This window comes from Phycisphaerae bacterium, assembly GCA_012729815.1.
Classification (GTDB): domain Bacteria; phylum Planctomycetota; class Phycisphaerae; order JAAYCJ01; family JAAYCJ01; genus JAAYCJ01.
In genome coordinates this window covers 1-19,551 of the sequence record JAAYCJ010000002.1, presented here as the reverse complement: position 1 = coordinate 19,551, position 19,551 = coordinate 1, and the positions used below count along the sequence as shown (strand labels likewise).

The following is a 19,551-nucleotide window of genomic DNA, read 5'->3' as shown; positions in this document are numbered from 1 at the left end:
CCGCCTATTTGGTCCAGACTCCTGCCGTTGCCGCAGTTATTATAGTCCAAATTGAGCAAAAATTAGCAAAACCGCCCCGGGATTTCAACTCCAATCGGGATCAAGTGCCATGCGGCGGGTGCGGTGGGTGTGTCGTGATGCTTCTCATGCGGCGGCGCACGGCCGCCTTCGTCATTCAGAGCCGGATTGGCAGCGGCATCGGCGAGATCCCGCCAACCGCTCGAAGTGTCTTTCCCCTCGGCGCGGAGACTGGCTTCGGACAGGTTCGTGACCTGGCGGCCCGGACCCGTTCGACATGCCTTTTCGCTGGCGACCCCGGCCAGGAGGGGGCGCCGGCGTGAAGAGTCGCCGTCCCTTGCGCAGGGGATGGACTCCGCTGTTGTCCGCGTCAGTATCGCTGCTGTTCGCGGAGTTCTCATTCGGCCCGGCACCTGATCGCGCGGAGCCACACCGCCCATTCCGGACAGAAGAACCTCACGAATGCACAGGTCAGCGGAATTCTCGTAGACGGGTTATCGCCCTTCGCCGGCGTCCTCGATCGCTTCGCCCGTTTCTTCGATCCCCTCATCGATCTTTTCGCCCGCCTCCTCCACCGGGCCCTCCTCGCGTTCGCACGAAGGAATCGCCACGAACACGGCCGACAGCAGAAGCATCGCCAGTAGTGATTTGAGCAGTCTCATCTTTGCCTCCGTCGATTGTCAGACAACCCTGTGATCGAGATTCAGAAGCGATCGGCCGGCGCCAATTCGCTTGTGCCTCACATCCCGCGCTCTGAAGAGGCTATCGATCCTTTCCTCGACCTCTTCGCACGCTTCGAGTGCCTCCTGCCTCGCTTCAGTGCTGCTGTCGTCCTCGCAGGAGAGCAGACTCGCCAGAGCCACGGCCAGTACGCCCATGACTCGATTGATCAGGTCCATTCGGGTTCCCGCTTGACCAAAAGCGGCTATCCCCCAGTCACTTCGGCTCCAATCATAACGGCCGCTGTGCGACGAGTCAAACCTTTATCCGCATCGCCGATCACAAAGTATCACAACCCGTTGGTGCCCTAGGCGAAGAAAAAAGTGCTTGACCCGTACCGCCCGTGTGTTATTCTGAAATGACGGGAGACGCGGCCAACGGGGCGGGAGTCACGGGATTGTCGTCGCCGTGCGGGCCGCAGGTGCAACGGACCAAGCCATCTACCGCAAAAGGGGGAGCAGACATGGCATTCAATCCTTTCGATGAAAAGGGCATTCCGCTGGAACAGCAGCTTCGCAGTTGGTCGGAGCTGAACGTCAAACCCTACGACAAGAACAGCGTGCATCCTTACACGCGATGCCGGATCATCACGCTCAACGGGGCCGAATTCGAGTCGCAGTGGTTTTTGCATCAGTTCGCCCGGCACACCGGCGACCTGGAGACCCGGCGAAAGCTGGCCCTGGCCCGCCGGATGGAGCAACAGCAGCAAAAGGCGATTTCAGCCCTCGTGCCCGGCGATGAGACCACGCTGGAGCACACCATCGGTTACGAACAGGTGGCGGTCGACCTGACCGCCTTCCTGGCCCGCACCGAGCCCGACGAATACGCCAAGTCGGTGCTCGATTTCGCCCTGCTCGAGGACTTTGACCATCTCTATCGCTACGCCAACCTGATGGAGATGACCGAGGGCACCCCGGCTGAGAAACTCGTCGGCGACTACACCGAGGTGACCATCGGACGGCCCACCATCGCCGAGCACCGCCACCCGTTCGATGAGATCCGCCACCATTTCGACTCCCGTTCGGCCGACATTCTCACCAAGCTCCACGCCAACATCATCGTCGCCGCGGAGCAGCAGACCATGAACTTCTACATGAACCAGGCCAACCGGTCGCAGGAGCACCTGGCCCGCGGGCTCTACTCCGAGATCGCCATGATCGAGGAGCAGCACGTGACTCACTACGAGTCCCTGATCGACCCGTCGATGTCCTGGTTCGAACGCCTGGTCATGCACGACTACACCGAGTGCTATCTCTACCACTCGTTCATGGAGCAGGAGGACGACCCGCGGATCAAGAAGATGTGGGAGCATCACCTGGACATGGAGATCGGCCACCTGCACGCGGACCGCGAGATGATGAAGCAGCAGGAACGCCGCGATCCGGTCGAGATGCTGCCCAAGGAACTGCCGCGGCCGGTGTTCTTCCAGTCCAACATCGACTACGTCCGCGACATCCTGGCCCGCCAGGCTGACTACAACGCCAAAGGCACTGAATTCGTGCCCGCCGACGACATTCCGGAAGACTACCGCTACTACGACTATCAGCAGGCGGTCAACGATCACGAAGGGGTCCCGAGTCAGGACGTCATCACGCGGCATATCGAACGGCGGAGACGGGACTACCGCCAGGAACTCCGAGGTGAACACCCGATCGAACGGTTCCGCGAAGTCGAGGCCGTCGTGCGATAGCGCCATCATCGTCACCAGTGCCTCCATCGGCGCGTCCGTCGGTAGGGCGGGCGCGCCGCTCTCTGCACTACGCCCAGGCGCACAGACTGGGTCTGCCTCTTGATCTCCGACGGCCCTCATGGTATCCTTCAGTCGGAAGTTGCGGCCGGTAGCGAGAAATACCCATGGGGCCAGAAGCCATGCCGTTTGTGATAGTCGCCTTGTTCGTCGCCGTCATTATCGTCCTGGCCGTCGTCAGCGCCAAACAGGCCGCCAAACGCAGGGAGGAGTTACGGGCCTGGGCGACACAACATGGCATGACCTTTGACGAGGCCCATCGCAGCGACCTGGAAGGCCGCTTTCCCCGGTTCGATTGCCTCCGCCAGGGATCCAATCGTTACGCGTACAACGTGCTGGAGGGGCGGTGGGGCGACCGCTCTTTTCTCGGCTTTGACTATCACTACGAGACGCATTCCCATGACTCCAAGGGCAGGCGGCAGACGCACCATAACCACTTCTCCGCGGTCATCCTCGGTTCGGACCTGCCGCTCCAGCCGCTCTCCCTCCGGCGAGAAAACTTCTTCGACAAGATCGGCGAGTTCTTCGGCGCCGACGACATCGATTTCGAGTCCGCTGAGTTCAGCCGCAATTTCTGCGTCCGCGCCCCGGACAAACGCTGGGCCTACGACGTGCTGCACGCCCGGACGATGGAATTCCTGCTCGCTTCGCCGGTGTTCAGCCTAAAGTTCGACCGCCACTGCGTGATCGCCCAAAACGGCAGCGTCTTTTCGCCGCAGGCCTACGAGGACGCCGTCGGCGTCATCGCCGGTGTTCTTGACCGGCTGCCGGACTATCTCGTCCGGCAGCAGCGTGAGCTGTCCGCCGACCGGAGTCGATCTTGATATGACCAGACCAGTCTCTTCGCCCTCAACATAGAGGATGCCGCCATGCACCAACCGGATTTGCCTATCAGCCTCGGCCTGTGCCTGCCCATCGGCCTGCTTGTCATTGCGTTGATCTGGGTCGCCGCGACCTACAACTCGCTGGTCAAGCTCCGTTTCCAGTGCCGCGAGGCCTGGTCCAACGTCGATACCGAGTTGAAGCGCCGCTACGACCTGATCCCCAACCTCGTTGAGACCGTCAAGGGCTACGCCACGCACGAACGCCAGACGCTGGAGATGGTCGCCGAGGCCCGCAGCCGCGCCCTGGCCTCCACCGGCTCGCCCGAATCTCAGGCCCGCGACGAGAATCACTTCGTCCATTCCCTCCGCCAATTGCTGGCCGTCGCTGAGGCCTACCCGGACCTCAAGGCCAGCACGCACTTCCTCCACCTCCAGCGCGAACTGGCCAACACCGAAGACCGCATCCAGGCTGCCCGGCGATTCTACAACGGCAACGTCCGCGACCTGAACACCCGCATCGAAGTCGTTCCCTCCAACCTCATCGCCGGCCTCTTCGGCTTCCAGAAGGAGGAATTCTTCGAGGTCGAGGATACCGGCATCCGCACCGCGCCGCAGGTCGCCGTGTAGGCTGCGCTCCGCACCGGGCACGAACCGTTGCCGGCCTCTCTGTCAGTGCGGAATGCCGGTCTGCCGAATCTGCCTCTTGCCTCATCGGCACCTGTCCGCTATCATGCTCATTAGCGGTCTATTCATGGAGGAAGTCCGATGCGCCCACTCTTCTGCCTGTTGATGGTGGCATCAACGATCTCTCTCGCGGTCCAGTCCGGCTGTCAATGCCAGTGCGAGCCGGTCTCGCATCAGCCGCCGAAACTGCGGAACATCACTCTGAACCTCGATATCCATGGCCTGGTTCCGTTGTTCAGGCAGGTCTCCGCCCGAATCGAGTCAGGTTTCGGCGATCCGGAGATAGAACAACTCCGCCAGACCGCTGAGACGATAAGTGTCGATCAACAGAGGATGCTTGAGTTCCCCATCCGCTACCGCGGCGTCGATACCCTGTTGAGCATCGACGTTTTCATGAACGAGGCGCAGTCGCCCGACCTGCTCATCACCACCCACCCCGATCTGGCCGCCGAAATCCGATCGCTCGCCGATCAGGAATCGCCATAGCTCCAGCCGCCTCAGAACTCAAGGTCCGCCAGCCCCACGTCCATCTCCAAGCCGTGCTTGCCGCAGTACTTCCGCATCGCTCCGAGGAACTGCGACTCGTACTGCCGGCACTTTTCCTGACCCACGCCGTGGACTTGCAGAAACCCCTCCTGCGTCGTCGGCCGCTTACGCGCCATGTCGCGCAGCGAGGCGTCGCTGAACACCACGAACGGGGGCACCAGCCGTTCCTTCGCCAGCATCTGGCGAACCTGTCGCAGCCGCTCGAAGAGCCCCTCATCCACCCCGTCCCACGAATCGTTCAGTGCCTTCGCCTTTTTCGCCTGGCCTTTCTTCGCCGGCTTGGCCAGCGCCGGGTCGCCCGAACCCCGCAGCACCCGCCAGCCTTCCGGCGTCACTTGCAGCACGTTGTATTCCCCGTGCTTTCGCAGATAGCCCTGGTCCACCAACTGCTCGATCCAGTCGCGAACCACGCGTTTGCTGTACTTGCTCAGAAGCCCGTACGTCGAAAGTCGGTCGTGCCCCTTTTCGAAAACCCGGTCCTCCTGCGATCCGATCAGCACCCCGGCTGTGTAGTCGCCGCCGAAACGCTCCTCCAGGCGAAGCACGCACGAGAGGATCTTCTGTGCCATCACCAGGGCGTCATCCTCACGGTCCACCTCGCCTAGGCAGATGTCGCAGCCGTCGCACTTGCGATCCGCCAATTCCTGTCCGAAGTACCTTACGATGGACCGGTGCCGACACGTCATGCTCGTGCAGTACCCATAGATCGCCTGCAGTTTCTCTTCCCACACCGCCTTCGAGTTCGGTTCCGCGTCGCCCAGCAGACGGTTCCACGTCATGAAATCCTTGCCCGAGTAGAACAGCCAGCACTCGGCCTCCAGGCCGTCGCGGCCCGCCCGGCCCGCCTCCTGCTGATAGTGCTCCGGCGACTTGGGCATCGCCGCGTGGATTACGTACCGCACGTTCGACTTGTCGATCCCCATCCCGAACGCCACCGTCGCCACGATAATGTCCGTCTCCTCGCTGATGAAGGCGTCCTGATTCTCCTTCCGCTCCTCGTCGCTCATTCCGGCGTGGTACGGCCGGGCCTTGAAACCCGTCTGCACCAGCGTCGCGGCGAGTTCCTCGACGTCCGCCCGCCGGATGCAGTAGATGATCCCTGACTCGCCCGCGTGCCGCTTGAGTACCGAACAGACCTGATCGACCAGCCCGTCACGCCGACGCACCCGAAAGATCAGGTTCTTGCGGTCGAACGACCCGACCAGGATCTCCGGTTCGGCCAACCCGAGCTGCGTGGCGATGTCCAGTCGGACCTGTTCGGTCGCCGTCGCCGTGTACCCATGAACGCCGATTCCCGCGAAGGCCTCCTTGAGTTTCGAAAGCTGGCGGTACTCCGGCCGGAAGTCATGGCCCCACATGCTGATGCAGTGCGCCTCATCCACCGCCACAAAGGAAATCTTCTGCTCCCGCGCAAAACGCAGAAACCCCGGCGAGACCAGCCGCTCGGGCGCCACGTACAGCAGCTTCACCTTTCCCGCCGCGACCTCGCGCATCACCTCGTGCCGCTCGGCCGGACTCTGACTGCTGTTGACGAAGCCCGCCGTCACCCCGCACTCCCGCAACCCGTCCACCTGGTCCTTCATCAGCGAGATCAGCGGCGAGACGACCACCGCCGTCCCCGCCATCGCCAGGGCCGGAGCCTGGTAGCACAGCGATTTGCCGCCGCCCGTCGGCAGGACCACCACCGAGTCGCGACCCTCCAGCACCGACCGGATCGCCTCCTCCTGCAGGGGCAGAAAGCTCTCGTAGCCCCAGTACTTGCCTAGAATCTTCCGAATTCGCTCCATCCGCATCACCGTCCCGCCAAGAGCCCTTTCCCAATGCCGCCAAACCTAATTCTACCGCTCTCGGTCCCAACGGCAACCGTGTCTTAGCCGCCCGCTACTACTTCGGCCGTCGATAGAACGGTATCTCCACGATCCGTCCCGCAAGGCGGTTCTTGCCCGTGTCCACCTCGACCGTGGCCCCAACCGCTGAGCGATCGCGATCGACGAAGCCCATTGCGATCGACGCCTCCACTGTCGGGCAGTACGCTCCGCTGGTGACTTCACCGATGTCCTGGCCGTCGGAGAGAATACGATGCCCCTGTCTGGCCGCACGCTTCTCATCAAGCCGCAATCCGACCCGTACGCGACTTGGCCCGTCGCGCTCCACCCGTTCCAGCGCCTGCCGCCCGACAAAATCATGCTCGAAATCCACGGCGAATCGCAGTCCCGCTGAGATCGGATCGATCCGCTCGCTCAACTCATGCCCGTATAGCGGCAGTCCCGCCTCCAGCCGCAGCGTGTCCCGCGCTCCCAGACCCGCCGGCCGAACCATCCGCTCGCCGTTGAACGCCAGGCCCGAAAGCTGACGCCACACCGCCACCACCGCTCCAGGACCGAATACCGCCTCAAAGCCGTCCTCGCCAGTGTAGCCGCCCCGAAAGGCGATAAAGCTCACCCCGTACATGCTCGCCCGCAGTGCCCGGCGGTGCCCCAATTCGGCCACCTCGCCCGGCAGCAGGCGGCCGATCAACTCCACCACCTTCGGCCCCTGCACGGCGACCATGCCCGTCGACTCCGTGACGTCCCGGAACTCAACCGTCTCACCCGCGTGCTCCCGCACGTGAGTGACGATCTTCTCCCGATTGCTCGCGTTGCAGACCACGTAGAACGAATCCTCGCCCAGCCGGGAGACCATCAGGTCGTCCAATACGCCCCCGTCCTCGTTGCACATCAGGGCATAAACCGTTTTGCCGGCCTCGGCCTCCGAGACCTTCCGCGTACACAGCCCGTCCAGGGCCGCTCCAGCCTTTGCCCCGCAGACTTCGATTCGTCCCATGTGTGAGACGTCGAAAAGCCCGATTCGGCTCCGCGTCCAGACGTGCTCCTCGATGATCGAACCGTAGACCAGCGGCATGGACCAGCCGGCAAAGTCCACCATCCGTGCCCCGAGTGTCTCATGTACGTCGTACAATGGCGTTTTCTTCATGACGGTTGCCCCTCATATTGCTTGTTCAGAATCTACTCATATAATAGAGCCGTTCGTCAGTCCAGATAAAACCACAGGAGGCGCCATGAAAGCACTGGTTTCCGCGACCCTGACCGCTCTCGCCACTCTCAGCCTGCTTTGCCCCGGATGCTCGGCGATGTCGTCCACGGCGTCCGATGAATTGGCTGATGCCTGCCGCGATGCCCGCCGTCGGGCCGCCGTCAACCGGACCGGCTGCACCACCCCGGAAAAATGCTTCACCGTCGGCGCGTCGGCCGACAGATCGCACGACGCCGATCTTGAGCCGCTCACCGCCGGATCCTTCCTCCTGGCGGCCTACGAACCGCAGGATTCCGAACTCGATCTCGACACCGACACCCAGCCGTCAGCCGACGATCCTTACCAGCCCGGCGCGGATTTCTTTGAGGCCCTCAAGTCCGACCTCAAACACATGCCGCGCGACCTCTGGAGCGACACCAAGACCGTCTTTACCGATAAGACCAACCTGACCATCCTCCTGATCGCCGGCGGAGCCTCCGTCGCCGTCCGCGACTCCGGCGCCGATGACTGCTTCGAGGACAAGTTCGACCGCAGCCGTGCCCTGTCCACCGAGTGGGGCGACGTGTTCGGAGCCCTCGGCAATCCTGGCACCCATTTCGCCTTCGCCGGCCTGATGTACGCCTACGGAGTCCTCGAACAGGACCGCCACACCTACGGCGTCGCCAAGACGCTCACCAGCGCCCTGGCCATCAACGGAGCAACCACGGTACTGCTGAAACTGGCCGCCTGCACCGAAGTGCCCAACGGCGAAGACTGGGGCTGGCCCTCCGGCCACACCTCCAGTTCCGTCGCCCTGGCCGCTGTGCTCGATGAGTACTACGGCCCGGTGGTCGGAATCCCTCTCTACCTGGTCAGCGGATTGGTCGCCCTGGAACGCATGGACGACCGCGAGCACCATTTCTCCGACATCGTTTTCGGAGCCGCCCTCGGCTACGTCGTCGGCAAGACCGTCGCCCAGAAACATCAGCCGGAAATCTTCGGCGGAAAGATTACCCCGTACATCAACCCGGAAAGCGGCAACGCCGGCCTGGCGTGGGTAAAGGGCTTCTGACGAGATAAAACTGCACGTGATGGTGCGTCATCCGATGCGCCATTCTGAGATGAAGATCATAATGAGTCGAAAGCGCAAGAAACAACGCGACGATTTTGAACTCGACGACGAAGACCTTGACGAGGATGACCTGGACGAAGACTTCGATGAAGATGAAGACTTTGACGAGGAAGAACTCGAAGAGGACTTCGACGAAAAGGAACCCGCCGGCGTTGAGCCTTCGCGCCGTCCCGCCCCGCGCCGCGTTCGTGGGCCGCAGCAGGCGGACGTCCGCATCCTCTTCGAGGACGAGCACCTGCTGGTTATCGACAAGCCTGCCGGTCTCGACAGCGTCCGCGGCCAGTTCGCCGTCGAACCGGTTCTCGACCGCCTCGCCCTCAACCGGCCCGAACTGGCCGACCAGCTCCGCATCGTCCATCGCCTGGACCGCGATACCTCTGGCGTGATGATCCTGGCCAAGACCGCCGACGCCCAGCGCGAGCTCTCACGCCAGTGGAGGGATCAACAGGTCCATAAGACCTACCTGGCGATCGTCCGTGGCGTTGTCGAGGTCGAGTCCGGCACCATCAATCTTCCGCTCCGCAAAACCGAAAAATCCGTCAAGCCCGTCGTGGTTGGTGGCAAGAAGGCCCGCTACGCGGTCACCGACTACCGCGTGCTCCAGCAGTTCCGTGAGTTCGCCCTGATCGAGGCCAGGCCTCGCACCGGCCGCATGCACCAGGTCCGCGTCCACCTGGCAGCCGTCGGTCTGCCCATCATCGCCGACCATCACTACGGCTCGCCGCAGGCCATCTACCTTTCGGAGTTCAAACGCCGCTTCAAGCCTTCCGGCCGCAAGACGGAACACCCGCTGATCGATCGCCTCGCCTTGCACGCCAAGTCCGTCACCTTCAGCCATCCCGCCACCGGCAGCGAAATGACCTTCGACACCGAACTGCCCAAAGACTTCGCCCGCACCCTCGCCCAACTCGAAAAACACGGCCGCTGAAGGTCCTGCATCCTGGAGCGTTGCAGCCGCGACCGAACGTTACCTCGTCGACGGAAGCATGTGCTGCCAGATAGTCGGTTCCCGTTTTCGTTGCCGCAGGTGCTCCGCCAGCTCAGGTTTCTCGACCCGCCGAAACGCTTCCGCGAAAACCTGGTTGGCCGGCGCCGCCAGTGTGCGCCGGAACTCTTCCTCCGGCATGAAGGTGGCGGAGGCGTCCGCGAAGAGGACATTCCTACCGTTGCCGTGGTTCCGTGACAGCTCACAGCCGATGACCGTATCGGGAGGGACCACACGCTCGGGAAACAGGAAGAAGTAGTCCGGCTCCGTGCGTCGCCCGGCGGCTGGGCAGTGCGCCACATGGCCGAGTTCCGGGTCCATTCGCACCAGATCCTCCAGCAGCGGCGGCGGTTCGTCGGGGTGGAGCCGTCCGTACGCGATAAAACCTTGTCCGATCTGTCGAAGGTTGGCGGCGCACATGCTGCGCGCGGTCTGGTCGCGAGCGGCGTTGGTCACGGTCGCATGACCTGAGATCAACGCCGAGGCGGCAAGAAGTAGCAGGGCCAACGTCGGCACCCAAGCCACAAAGGCTCGACTGAGACTGATATTGAACTTTCTGGCGATAATCGCCCACGTGACGATCAACGACAGGACAAGTCCCAGAGCGGTGGCGAACACCGGAAGGGGATCGGGAAGCAGCATTCCAACTTGTCGGCAGATTGCCAGAACCAGCAGGCCGGCCAGTCCCGACAGCAGATACGTCACGACGCTCCGCCCGTAGGTTACGCCGGATGCCCGAACCAGAAATCGCCCACCGGCGTAGAGCAGCCCGCCGCCAATCAGCACGCACGCGACAAGAACGCCACCGACTACGATCGCCTCTGTCATCGGCTGCACTCCTGTCCCAGCAGGTGGATGGGCCTGCAACTACGGCGATTATATCTCCTGATGAGCGTCAGGCAAGCATGCAGGATCGCCGCTCCGGCTGTACGACCGCAACCGGCAGGATCGCCGACGATCGTTCGCTTTCACAGCCCGTAATGCCCGAAAACGTCTCCGCGGTTGTCCGCCAGATCGGCATAGGCCGTCTCGGAGACGTGGGCGTCGGCAAACGCCACGTTGGCGGCGCCATCATGTCGGCCGGCGGCGAACTGGTAATCAGCCGACGGGCTGCTATCATCGGCGAAGCAGGCCGGACATCTCACGAAAGGCCAGGTCTTTTGATGTTCTGGATCGAACTGATGGCCTTCGGCGTCGCCGATCATCCACAAATGCGCGGGGCGAACGATCGCGTCCAACGACCGGCTTTGTCCCCAGCCGACCAGATGCCCGTCGCTACTCCCTCCATTGACCCCATAACCTCCGCCCCAGCCGACCTGCGAATCGTTCACCGCCGAACAGCGCCAGATCCCGTCGGCCGCGTCGCCCCACGCCTCGTTCGTCCAATTCGCCGTCGGCACGTACACGCTATCCGCCAGCAGATTCGCGTAGAAGTGGTAATACCCGTAGCCGTCGTTGAAGGGCACGAGCCAGCCGTCGGCGTCCCTGGCGTACAGCACGATCGCCAGGGCCAACTGCCTGAGGTTCGACCGGCACACCGTCTCGCCCGCCGCAGCCCTCGCGCGGCTCAGCGCGGGCAGCAGGATCACCATCAGAAGGGCGACAATCGCAACCCCCACCACGACTTCCAGCAACGCCAGCGACCGTCTGCACGACATGGCGCTTCCTCCTCCGCCCACCGGGAAGACCCCAACAGAGGAGCTGTTGCAGAGCACATTATACACCTGCTTGTCAGACTACGCCATAAGAATTCCCCTTAACCATAAGTGCCCCACAGACTTGGGGTTAGGACGATCGAGAGGTGTTGGCTTCCGTGTGGCTTCGCTCCGGGCGGCTGCTGTCCGCCGCCAGACTCAGCGTCTTAGGGAGCTCAATGCACCGCTGGATCGGTCAAACACCTGGTTTCGGAAGGCCCCAGACGGACCCGTGTGGAGATATTATTCATAAGCGAACCAGCGGTTCGGCGGAGCGTGTCCTGTGTCGATTGCCTCATCCTTCACGTACCCTTTGCGATATGCCTCCTCCAGCGTCCGGGCCATCGCCCGCCGCAGACGATCCAGCTTGTACGCCAGCCATGGCAACCGGTCCACTTGGAGGTTACACGCCAGAAGGATATAGTCGCTCTCCGCGCGCCTGACCGTCCCCCGGGCCACCCACTGCTGCGCGTCGTACAACAGCATATCAATTCGCCGAAGTAACTCATTTTCATTCGGCCCATGCCCGCCCGTCCGAATCGTGTACGCCGCGTGACGCAGCAGCCAGAGGTACTCGTAATCCTCCATGCCCTCCCGCAACAGCTCCGCCCGAATGCTCGTGATTACCTGATCCTCGCTCGGCGGCGGATAGTTCAGATTGCCGTCGCCGGGAAAAATCCACTCCGGGCTGAACCAGTCCGCCGCCGGGTCCCACGGCGTCATCTGCCACCACATGTTGTTCCAGTACTCGATCATCGGCACTCCAGCGTACCACCCGTGCCAAGGGTTAAGCCGGTAGTTGATCGCCTCGCGGTCCATCACCAGGTTCGTGCTGCCGTCCAGCGTCAGTCCCACCGCCTTGCCGTACGCTCTGGCCTCCTTCAGCGGCATCCGCTCGATGTTCGACTGCGGGTCGCCGTAGGGCAGCATCGACCAGATGTCGATCGACGGCAGCAGATCCCGATCGAACGGCCACGCGCTGGCGAAGACGGGAATACTGCCAAGCTCCGGACGGACCGCAGCCACCCAGTCGTTGAGGATCGGCACGTTCTGATCTCGCTTCTGGTCGATTCCCGGATTCAGCGGCTCGTCGCCAAGATACCACATGTACCGATCGATCGGCCAGCCGTGGTCGCGGTGCATCGCAAGAAACAGCCGCCACGTCTGGCGTATCTCCTCGACGTTCTTGGCTTCTGCGACCGGCGTATAGCTCGATCCGTGCCCGATCATCAGGTTGCGCACCCACGCCACCTGAAACGCCCCGGGAAACTCCTCCCAGTACCGCGGATACGTCTGTTCGATCCACTCCGGGTGCGCGACCCCCCAGTTGCCTTGATCGTCCTGCGTTACCGAAAACCACGGGAACAGGCTGCCCGGCTGCAGTCGCCGATCCGCGTACCACCGATAGTACCGCCGATACAGGGCGTACTGACGCTCGATCGGCCAGCCGAACAGACCCTTGTACGCCTCGTTGTCGTTCCACGGCCGGAACTCCACGATGCATGCCAGGTGCGGCATTTTCGGCATGGGAAAATCGTAGATGCGGACGGGCTGAATGAACCGCCCGATCTCTCGGCCGTCCGCCGTGACTGTCACCGGGACTGCGAATTCGCCCGCCGCCGCCTCGCGATCGGCCCGCACGGTGATCCAGAACGCCCGGTTCTCACCCGCCGGTATGTCCATCGCCGGCTCGTTCAGCAGAGGGTCCGGCGTCGGTCCCGTCCGGACCGGGCTCTTCTTGATGTTTACCAGGCCCTGCGGCTGAGATGTGGCGGTCACGCCCGCCGGCAGGTCGCCGAACGCGACCTGGACCTTCGCGAGGTTCCGATCCGCTTGGAGTACAATCTGGAACGGCTCGTACTCGCCGCGGCACAGTTCCACCACCGGCAGCGGCGTTTCCATCGCCTCGATCCGGTCGTCGGGGTAAACCTTGAAATGCGGTGAGACACGGTGGATCGACACGCCTTCCGCTGCGTCAACCGAATGGGCCGGCACCGGACGAAAGCCCTGCTCCGTCGGCTGGGTCGCCGTCGGTCCGTCCGCAGCCTCGTCGCCCAAAACCAAATTGTCGAACTCGGCAAGGCCGTTGGCTTCGACCCGCACCGACGCGGGTATCTGACTGGCGATCTTCTGCCACTCCGTCCACGGCCAACTCGCCTCGTCCCGTGGAGCCAGCCGGGCCCGCGCCTGCAGCTCCCCGAAATCGAACTCCATCTCGACCGTATACCACGTGTCAAACCACAGCCGCTTGCCGCCGGGGATATCCACTGATACGTACTGCTTGTCCCCCTGTTTGACGGTGAACGTGGCCGAGGGCGCGCCGTAAGCGACGCTCAACGACACCCCCCCCTCCGGCCACCAGACGTTCTGGCTCTGGTAGTGCAATGTCGCCCGTACGTTGTCCATCTCCGCCGCTTCCGCGGCAAACCGGATGTCCGCCCGAAGGAACTGGTGGGGCATGCTCTGGTGGTTGAACGCCGCGTTCCACTCCGCCCTCACGACGCGACCCGTGCTGTCAGACAATCGCAACGCCTTGCCGCCTTCCGCGTCCACCGCCACGATTCCGGCCGTCCCGAAAGGCTCAGTCTCCAGATTGCCCCAGCCGTCGACGGTGGATCCGGGCAACCACGACTGGCCGATATCAAACCGATCGAAGGTCTCAACCTTCTGATCCGCCAAAGCTCCGCAATGGCCCAGTGCGACCGCCAGAACCACAAGCGCGACAACACGATTCTCCATCTTCATCTCCTGTCTGAGGGATAGGGTCCGGTAGGGCGGTCACGACTCGCTGCGGCTCCGCTTCATGGCCGGACCAACCACAGATTCCTGTCCATCATCTGCTCGTACGTATAGCCGGCCGCATGGCCATCCACATGCAGCGCGTTGGCCTGCCCCCGATGGTACTCGAATCGAACGTAAGCCCATCCCGCTCCAACCGAGCCCCAGATCGGCCCGAACACGAAAGGCCGCCAATACCAGTTGTAGGCGGTACCGCTGTGCCACTGACCCGCCTCGGACATCCAGATCCCTACCGATGGATCGGCGATCTCGCTCAGCCGCATCCGGCCGAACCCGCCCCACATCCCGTCGTAGGGATTCGTGCTCAGCCGCCCGAAGACGAACCCGGCATTCGGCGTATACGGCCGTCCATGCGGCGCGCCCGAGTCCGGCGACTCCGGGCACGACCACCGCGGGCTCGGATCGTAGTGCTGCGGGCTTATGCCGTTGACCCAGTAGTCGTACGGACTGTCGGAAAACTTGATGTACGGATTCAAGCCGCGGATAAACGACTCCGTTGTGCTGGTCAGAAGCGGAAAAACGTCGTTGTGGTCGCTCAGGTACATCGAAGTGCCCCTGCCGATCTGGGCCAGCCGGGCGATGCACACGAGCTGCCTGCTCTTGACCCGGGCGTTCTGCAACGCCGGCAGGAGCATGGCCACCAGCACGGCGATAATGGCCACCACAACCAATAGCTCGATCAGGGTGAAACCACCGGCCGAACCGCACTTGCCGGGTAATGACTTCCGACGATCCGTCGCTCTACGTCGCATAGCCCTCATCCTCGCTCTTCCTGCCACACGCCGTCCGTCCGCCGGCAGAAATACACTTGGCTGATAATCTCGCGCCGTGGCGTCTCACCGTCCCTGCGCTCGCGGAACAGCAGCTCCAATCCGCGCCGGGCGACATCTTCGTAGCGCGGGCAGAATGCCGTTGCCGTCCCCAGCCCGGTGTAGCCGGTGTGGAGTTGCTCCAGATACAGCACCGCGATCACCGCCTCCGGCCGGAATTGCTCGTGGAAGTACGACCGCAGCATGTCGCGGATCTGAATCTCCGTGGCCGCGCAGTGCACCAGCGCGGTAGGGGGGTTGGATCCTCGAAACCAATCGTCCATCTGCTCCCGCACCGGACCCAGCGGCGCCGGTTCCAATCCCGGCCTCGACAGCGCGTGTGGTTCGACGAAAGGCAGATCGACCACCAACGCCGGATCGTACGCGATCCCGTGAGCGGCCAGCCCCTCGCTGTAGCCGCGAAGCTGGCTTCGCCCGTAGGCCTGACTGATCCCCCAGTTGGCGAAGGCGATCCGCCGATGCCCCTGCCGGATCAGGTGGCCCGTGGCCCGCGCGGTCACCGCCTCATTGTCCGGCAGCACCGTATCGCAGACCGGTTCGCTGCGGATCTGCTCGTCCATGTCGCCCGTACAAATGATCGGCACGGCGCTGCCCGCCGCCAGTCGCTCCATGAGCGGCCGGGGATACGCTCCGATGATCACAGCCCCGCTGATCTCCCGACCACCTTGGGTCAGGGCGGTCCACTCGGCTAAGGGATCGGCCGATACCACGAGCCGCGCCGCACGTTGACTCTCGTTGAGCAGTGAAGAGATAACCCCGGCGCACATCATCTGGTAGGGGTGGTACGGATTGCGACAGACCAGCAGCACGTCGCCGACCGCGACGCCTCCGCCCGCGATGAACGTCCCTTTCCGCGGCACCGTCTCGATCAGCCGCTCCTCCCGCAGACGATCCAGAACCGCCCGGATTGACCCCCGACTCGCCCCGTACCGCTCCGCCAGAAGACGCTCGTGCGGAAGCTTGGCCCGCGGCGTCCGGCCCCATCGGGCGATGTCCGCCCGAAGCCGCTGCGCCACCCGATCCACCACCATCTGCTCTACATCGAGACTGCTATCTACCATAGTACCAGCAGTGTACCACCGGTAGACCACGAGGTCAAGGAAAAAAAGTGGCTACTGGCCGCTGCTCTTGGTCAGGCTCGCCTCCAGGCACACCAACCGGCTCGGAAGCAGTTGGTAGTCCCCAAGTGTATCTGTGGCAAGCACTTGTGAGCTCTCCTGGATCGGGTAACGCGCCGAATCCTCGACCGTCGGCCAGACCGACGCGACCCAGCTTGGAGCGGACAGGACGTGTTCGGTGATGGTTGCCGCGTCCTGGCCGGCCACCAGATCGGCCGCGTTCACAGCCAGCGTCTGATCCGGTGAGCGGTTGATCAGGACCAGGTACACCTTGTCCCTATCTGTGGTGGCGTAGGCCGAGATCAGCGGCACCGTCTCGTCTTCATGGACGTAGCTCGGACCGCCTTCGACGGTCACCGGCACGACCTGGCCGCCGTGGTGATCCGACCAGAACTTCATCGCCGCCCCCGCCGGCTCCAGCAGCGGCGGCTTGATCGCCTTCTGCGCCTCGTAGTTCCAGTTTCGTGTCAGGCTGTTGATCCAGGTGTGGCCGACCGCGATGTCCACGTAGCCGCTGGCGATCATCCGGCCCATCCAGTCAGCCGCCAGCAGCGTCGTGATGAACTGGTTGGCTGGCGAACTGGCCAGCGTGACCTTCTCAGCCTCCTGCGTCGTCAGCGTACCCTTCTTGATCCGGTGCGGCGTGACGAAGGGCTCCCAGTGAAAGTTCACCATCCACTCGGTGATCGCGATCCGCACCGGCGAGTTGTGCTTTTTGATCATCGCGATCGTGTTGTTCAAGACCTCCGCCCGGTGGATCGAAGCGAACACGTCCTTTCCCCCCTCGAGCGCCTCCATGTCGGGCAGATTGAGGTAAACGTGCTGGGCGATGTAGTCGAACGTCCCTTCGGGGAGCGACAGCAGCGCCTCGTTCCAGCCGTCGAACGTGTTGCGGTTGACCGTACGCGTTGTCCAGTTCGGATCATCCGGGAATTTCAGCCACTTCGGCGAAAACTCCGCGTCGTGCGCCAATCCGCACGCGATCAGCTTGATCGACGGGTCCGCCTCCCGCATCGCCTGCGAATACTCGCGGACGTGATTGGCGTACTCCGCCCCCTGAAGCCAGATCCACACCTCGTTGCCGATCTCCCAATATCTGACGCCGGAGCGATTCTCGACGTTGGCGTGGTGGACCCATTTGGCTGCGTACTCAGCCCCGCGACGAATGCTCTCGACCTTCGTCGGATTGACCCGGTTGACGATCCCATCCAGATGCGGACCGTACAGCGTGGTGTTGACTGTGATCAGCGGCTCGAGACCCAATTGCTTGGCCAACTCGATATACGCATCCGGATAGAGCTTCTTCCTCGCCTTCGGAAACGCTGGCCAGTAGCCCTCTTCCACCGCGTCCCACGCCAGCCAGTCCGAAGGCGTCCCGCATGGATACCGCAGCAGCCTCAAACCCACCATCTCCTTGAGCCGCTTTAGCCCATCAACGCTGTTGTACGGCAGAACGTAGATCTCCTCCTGGGCCCCGAAGATCAGCTCCGGAAAACCAAACCGCGTCGCTTCGTCCAGGCGGACCCGCGCCACCACATCACCCGCGACAGCCGGAGCCCAGAGCATCAGCAGTAACAGGATGTTAATGAATCTCATGAAGGTCCTCCTGATGGCCGTCCTCAATTGGATTTGCCCACCGCCCAGTGGCGGGCATGGGTGGCCACGTGCGTGGGATCCCACACCGGGCTATAAAACCCGGTATTGCCCCGGAACTCCGCATGACCATCCAGGAACAGGAAGTTACACGAGCCGGTTCCTGGGACGATGGAGATAAAGTCAGTGGCCCCCCGGTGTATCCACGAGCATTGGGTATGCTGCCACACGCCGCAGCGGAAGTAGCTGGGATCCCGAAAGACGTGCTCTCGCTCACCCATCGCGACCGCGTCGCACGGCGGGAGCCTGACGCTGTTGAGCACGCCGTAAACCACCGAGGGATTCGGATGTGCACCGTCGTGGTCGATGCCGAAAAGATACCCGTTGGAGGCGTAGGTCAGCATATTGGGGTCGGTGCCCGCGGGGCAGCGATTCAGCTCAAAGTCATCGGTCAGGTACCCCTCATCCAGGAAGAGAATCTCCCAATTCCAGTACCAACTGTACTTCGGATGCCACACCCGGTGCGGCAGGCGGTTGTTGTAGTCGGCGGCGTACGACGCCAGCACGAAATGCCACTGCCGCAGATTCGACAGGCACGCGACCTCGTGGGCCTTGTCCCGCGCCGACTGCAAAGCCGGCAGCAGGACCGCCACCAGCACCGCGATGATCGCCACCACGACAAGCAACTCGATCAGTGTAAACCCGTGGGTGCGCGGCCGACCGCAAAGTCTGGCATTGGTTGGTTGCGATGCTCGTTTGATCGGAGGTCTCTGACTCGGGAATCGTGTCCCGTGCACTACTTGTCGTGTGGGGATCATTGCTTCCTGTCCTCGATCAAGGGAAGGGAATCGAAATCAGGGACGTCAACAACATAGAGGTTTCCATAGCCGCTGACGCTGCTGGTGTAGAGAACCTGCTTTCCGTCCGAGGTGAAGCGAGGATGAACGTGGAGCTTCTGAATGTGTTGGCTCGCGTCATGCCGGCACAGGCAGCGCGGTCCATCGTAGCTGTGCCCGTTCCACCGCCAGAGACGAACGTCCTTGCCCCCATCGCCGACGATCAGGCTTCCGTCGTGGGAGTGAGTGTGGCCGGTGGCTTGTGGAAAGGCCGCCTCGACGTGGTCGGTGTTGTCATACTTGAGATGGCCGATGCAGTATCTGCCGTCAGGCCAGGTCCCATGGTATCCCACGTGAAGACCGTCATGGAACCAGTACTCGTGGCCGATGCGTTCCCTGTCTGATTGTCGCGGCCGAATCTTCCAGACCTCTCCAGTGTTCAGGTCCAGGCCCCAGATGCGGTTGTCCACCCCCACCCAGGCCCCTTCATGACAGAAACTCACCAGGTGTGGCTGCGTGGGTGACGGGTTGACGTGGCTGATCCACTGGTGTTCCTCGCGAACGACATCCGCGCCCGTCCCGTCGACGGCGATCCGGATGATCCGGCTCAAAGGCCGCGCCTCATATGTCTCAGCAAACCCGACGTACCCGCGGTCGTAATCGATGCGAATCCGGTCGCTCAGGTCCTCGAAAATGCTCGTCAAAACACACTTCCCATCCGCCGAGACGTGCATGAGGTCGCCGATGAAGCCTGGCGGTATTTCCCACAGCTTCCGCGCGTTCAGCGTGGAAAGGTCCAGGGCGAAGACCCTTTGCTGATGGCGGTAATATGCCTCGTTCCGAGCGGGGCTGACGCAGGAGGCCATCAAAACGGCTTCGTCGGTTCCGGGAACCTTGTCAAGATCGGTCAACTGCGTGATCGCCCCCGAAGTCAGGTCCAGACCGAAGAGATTGCTCCGGTTCTCCCGGTCGGAGGCGAAAAGAAGTCTTCGTCCGTGGTCAAACCAGCCTGG

Annotated in this window: 18 protein-coding genes; 6 read left to right on the top strand and 12 right to left on the bottom strand. The window is 62.8% G+C overall.

What is annotated here, in order from left to right:
* Positions 1–512: 512 nt before the first annotated feature.
* Both GXY33_00205 and GXY33_00200 read right to left on the bottom strand, forming a co-directional pair.
* Entirely contained in the window at positions 513–680 is a 168-nt protein-coding gene (locus GXY33_00205) for a hypothetical protein (GenBank protein NLX03544.1), read from the bottom strand.
* A gap of 18 nt (positions 681–698) precedes the next feature.
* The gene (locus GXY33_00200) at positions 699–917 is read right to left on the bottom strand and encodes a hypothetical protein (protein ID NLX03543.1); all 219 of its coding nucleotides are present in this window, start codon (positions 915–917) and stop codon (positions 699–701) included.
* A gap of 284 nt (positions 918–1,201) precedes the next feature.
* Here GXY33_00200 and GXY33_00195 point away from each other — a divergent pair, with 284 nt between their 5' ends.
* From GXY33_00195 to GXY33_00180, 4 genes are all read left to right on the top strand, one after another.
* Positions 1,202–2,428: a hypothetical protein gene (locus GXY33_00195; GenBank protein NLX03542.1), complete on the top strand. Its 1,227-nt coding sequence runs from the start codon at positions 1,202–1,204 to the stop codon at positions 2,426–2,428.
* 179 nt (positions 2,429–2,607) lie between these two features.
* Positions 2,608–3,309 carry a hypothetical protein gene (locus GXY33_00190; protein ID NLX03541.1) on the top strand — a complete coding sequence of 234 codons (702 nt, stop codon included), beginning with the start codon at positions 2,608–2,610 and terminating at the stop codon, positions 3,307–3,309.
* A 45-nt stretch (positions 3,310–3,354) separates the two neighbouring features.
* Entirely contained in the window at positions 3,355–3,936 is a 582-nt protein-coding gene (locus GXY33_00185; GenBank protein NLX03540.1) for a LemA family protein, read from the top strand.
* 138 nt (positions 3,937–4,074) lie between these two features.
* Positions 4,075–4,479, top strand: a complete 405-nt coding sequence (locus tag GXY33_00180) for a hypothetical protein (protein NLX03539.1) — start codon at positions 4,075–4,077, stop codon at positions 4,477–4,479.
* An 11-nt stretch (positions 4,480–4,490) separates the two neighbouring features.
* On the opposite strand, the gene recQ is transcribed toward GXY33_00180, so the two are convergent.
* Positions 4,491–6,332 (bottom strand): DNA helicase RecQ, encoded by a 1,842-nt coding sequence (recQ, locus tag GXY33_00175; GenBank protein ID NLX03538.1) that lies wholly within the window; start codon positions 6,330–6,332, stop codon positions 4,491–4,493.
* Between the two features lie 91 nt (positions 6,333–6,423).
* Positions 6,424–7,512: a glycine cleavage system aminomethyltransferase GcvT gene (gene gcvT, locus GXY33_00170; GenBank protein NLX03537.1), complete on the bottom strand. Its 1,089-nt coding sequence runs from the start codon at positions 7,510–7,512 to the stop codon at positions 6,424–6,426.
* An 85-nt stretch (positions 7,513–7,597) separates the two neighbouring features.
* Here gcvT and GXY33_00165 point away from each other — a divergent pair, with 85 nt between their 5' ends.
* A complete protein-coding gene (locus GXY33_00165) occupies positions 7,598–8,623 on the top strand; it encodes a phosphatase PAP2 family protein (GenBank protein NLX03536.1) in 1,026 nt (341 codons plus the stop codon).
* A gap of 61 nt (positions 8,624–8,684) precedes the next feature.
* Positions 8,685–9,611 carry an RluA family pseudouridine synthase gene (locus GXY33_00160; GenBank protein NLX03535.1) on the top strand — a complete coding sequence of 309 codons (927 nt, stop codon included), beginning with the start codon at positions 8,685–8,687 and terminating at the stop codon, positions 9,609–9,611.
* A gap of 39 nt (positions 9,612–9,650) precedes the next feature.
* On the opposite strand, the gene GXY33_00155 is transcribed toward GXY33_00160, so the two are convergent.
* The 8 genes from GXY33_00155 to GXY33_00120 all read right to left on the bottom strand — a co-directional run.
* Positions 9,651–10,496 (bottom strand): hypothetical protein, encoded by an 846-nt coding sequence (locus GXY33_00155; GenBank protein ID NLX03534.1) that lies wholly within the window; start codon positions 10,494–10,496, stop codon positions 9,651–9,653.
* Positions 10,497–10,636: 140 nt separating this feature from the next.
* Positions 10,637–11,326 (bottom strand): type II secretion system protein, encoded by a 690-nt coding sequence (locus tag GXY33_00150; protein ID NLX03533.1) that lies wholly within the window; start codon positions 11,324–11,326, stop codon positions 10,637–10,639.
* A 279-nt stretch (positions 11,327–11,605) separates the two neighbouring features.
* Positions 11,606–14,101 carry a DUF4091 domain-containing protein gene (locus GXY33_00145; GenBank protein ID NLX03532.1) on the bottom strand — a complete coding sequence of 832 codons (2,496 nt, stop codon included), beginning with the start codon at positions 14,099–14,101 and terminating at the stop codon, positions 11,606–11,608.
* A 62-nt stretch (positions 14,102–14,163) separates the two neighbouring features.
* Positions 14,164–14,913 (bottom strand): prepilin-type N-terminal cleavage/methylation domain-containing protein, encoded by a 750-nt coding sequence (locus tag GXY33_00140; GenBank protein ID NLX03531.1) that lies wholly within the window; start codon positions 14,911–14,913, stop codon positions 14,164–14,166.
* Between the two features lie 5 nt (positions 14,914–14,918).
* Positions 14,919–16,052, bottom strand: coding sequence for a GntR family transcriptional regulator (locus GXY33_00135; protein NLX03530.1), 1,134 nt, complete (start codon positions 16,050–16,052; stop codon positions 14,919–14,921).
* 51 nt (positions 16,053–16,103) lie between these two features.
* On the bottom strand, positions 16,104–17,705 hold the full coding sequence (locus GXY33_00130; GenBank protein ID NLX03529.1) for a hypothetical protein: 1,602 nt from the start codon (positions 17,703–17,705) through the stop codon (positions 16,104–16,106).
* Positions 17,706–17,728: 23 nt separating this feature from the next.
* Positions 17,729–18,520, bottom strand: coding sequence for a prepilin-type N-terminal cleavage/methylation domain-containing protein (locus GXY33_00125; GenBank protein ID NLX03528.1), 792 nt, complete (start codon positions 18,518–18,520; stop codon positions 17,729–17,731).
* Positions 18,517–19,551: oligogalacturonide lyase (locus GXY33_00120; GenBank protein NLX03527.1), on the bottom strand; the 1,035-nt coding region annotated here is incomplete at its 5' end. The genes GXY33_00120 and GXY33_00125, both read right to left, overlap by 4 nt.

Coding starts and splice junctions, on each gene's coding strand:
- GXY33_00205 (NLX03544.1), bottom strand. CDS start 680: ATGAGACTGCTCAAATCACTACTGGCGATGCTTCTGCTGTCGGCCGTG.
- GXY33_00200 (NLX03543.1), bottom strand. CDS start 917: ATGGACCTGATCAATCGAGTCATGGGCGTACTGGCCGTGGCTCTGGCG.
- GXY33_00195 (NLX03542.1), top strand. CDS start 1,202: ATGGCATTCAATCCTTTCGATGAAAAGGGCATTCCGCTGGAACAGCAG.
- GXY33_00190 (NLX03541.1), top strand. CDS start 2,608: ATGCCGTTTGTGATAGTCGCCTTGTTCGTCGCCGTCATTATCGTCCTG.
- GXY33_00185 (NLX03540.1), top strand. CDS start 3,355: ATGCACCAACCGGATTTGCCTATCAGCCTCGGCCTGTGCCTGCCCATC.
- GXY33_00180 (NLX03539.1), top strand. CDS start 4,075: ATGCGCCCACTCTTCTGCCTGTTGATGGTGGCATCAACGATCTCTCTC.
- recQ (NLX03538.1), bottom strand. CDS start 6,332: ATGCGGATGGAGCGAATTCGGAAGATTCTAGGCAAGTACTGGGGCTAC.
- gcvT (NLX03537.1), bottom strand. CDS start 7,512: ATGAAGAAAACGCCATTGTACGACGTACATGAGACACTCGGGGCACGG.
- GXY33_00165 (NLX03536.1), top strand. CDS start 7,598: ATGAAAGCACTGGTTTCCGCGACCCTGACCGCTCTCGCCACTCTCAGC.
- GXY33_00160 (NLX03535.1), top strand. CDS start 8,685: ATGAGTCGAAAGCGCAAGAAACAACGCGACGATTTTGAACTCGACGAC.
- GXY33_00155 (NLX03534.1), bottom strand. CDS start 10,496: ATGACAGAGGCGATCGTAGTCGGTGGCGTTCTTGTCGCGTGCGTGCTG.
- GXY33_00150 (NLX03533.1), bottom strand. CDS start 11,326: ATGTCGTGCAGACGGTCGCTGGCGTTGCTGGAAGTCGTGGTGGGGGTT.
- GXY33_00145 (NLX03532.1), bottom strand. CDS start 14,101: ATGGAGAATCGTGTTGTCGCGCTTGTGGTTCTGGCGGTCGCACTGGGC.
- GXY33_00140 (NLX03531.1), bottom strand. CDS start 14,913: ATGCGACGTAGAGCGACGGATCGTCGGAAGTCATTACCCGGCAAGTGC.
- GXY33_00135 (NLX03530.1), bottom strand. CDS start 16,052: ATGGTAGATAGCAGTCTCGATGTAGAGCAGATGGTGGTGGATCGGGTG.
- GXY33_00130 (NLX03529.1), bottom strand. CDS start 17,705: ATGAGATTCATTAACATCCTGTTACTGCTGATGCTCTGGGCTCCGGCT.
- GXY33_00125 (NLX03528.1), bottom strand. CDS start 18,520: ATGATCCCCACACGACAAGTAGTGCACGGGACACGATTCCCGAGTCAG.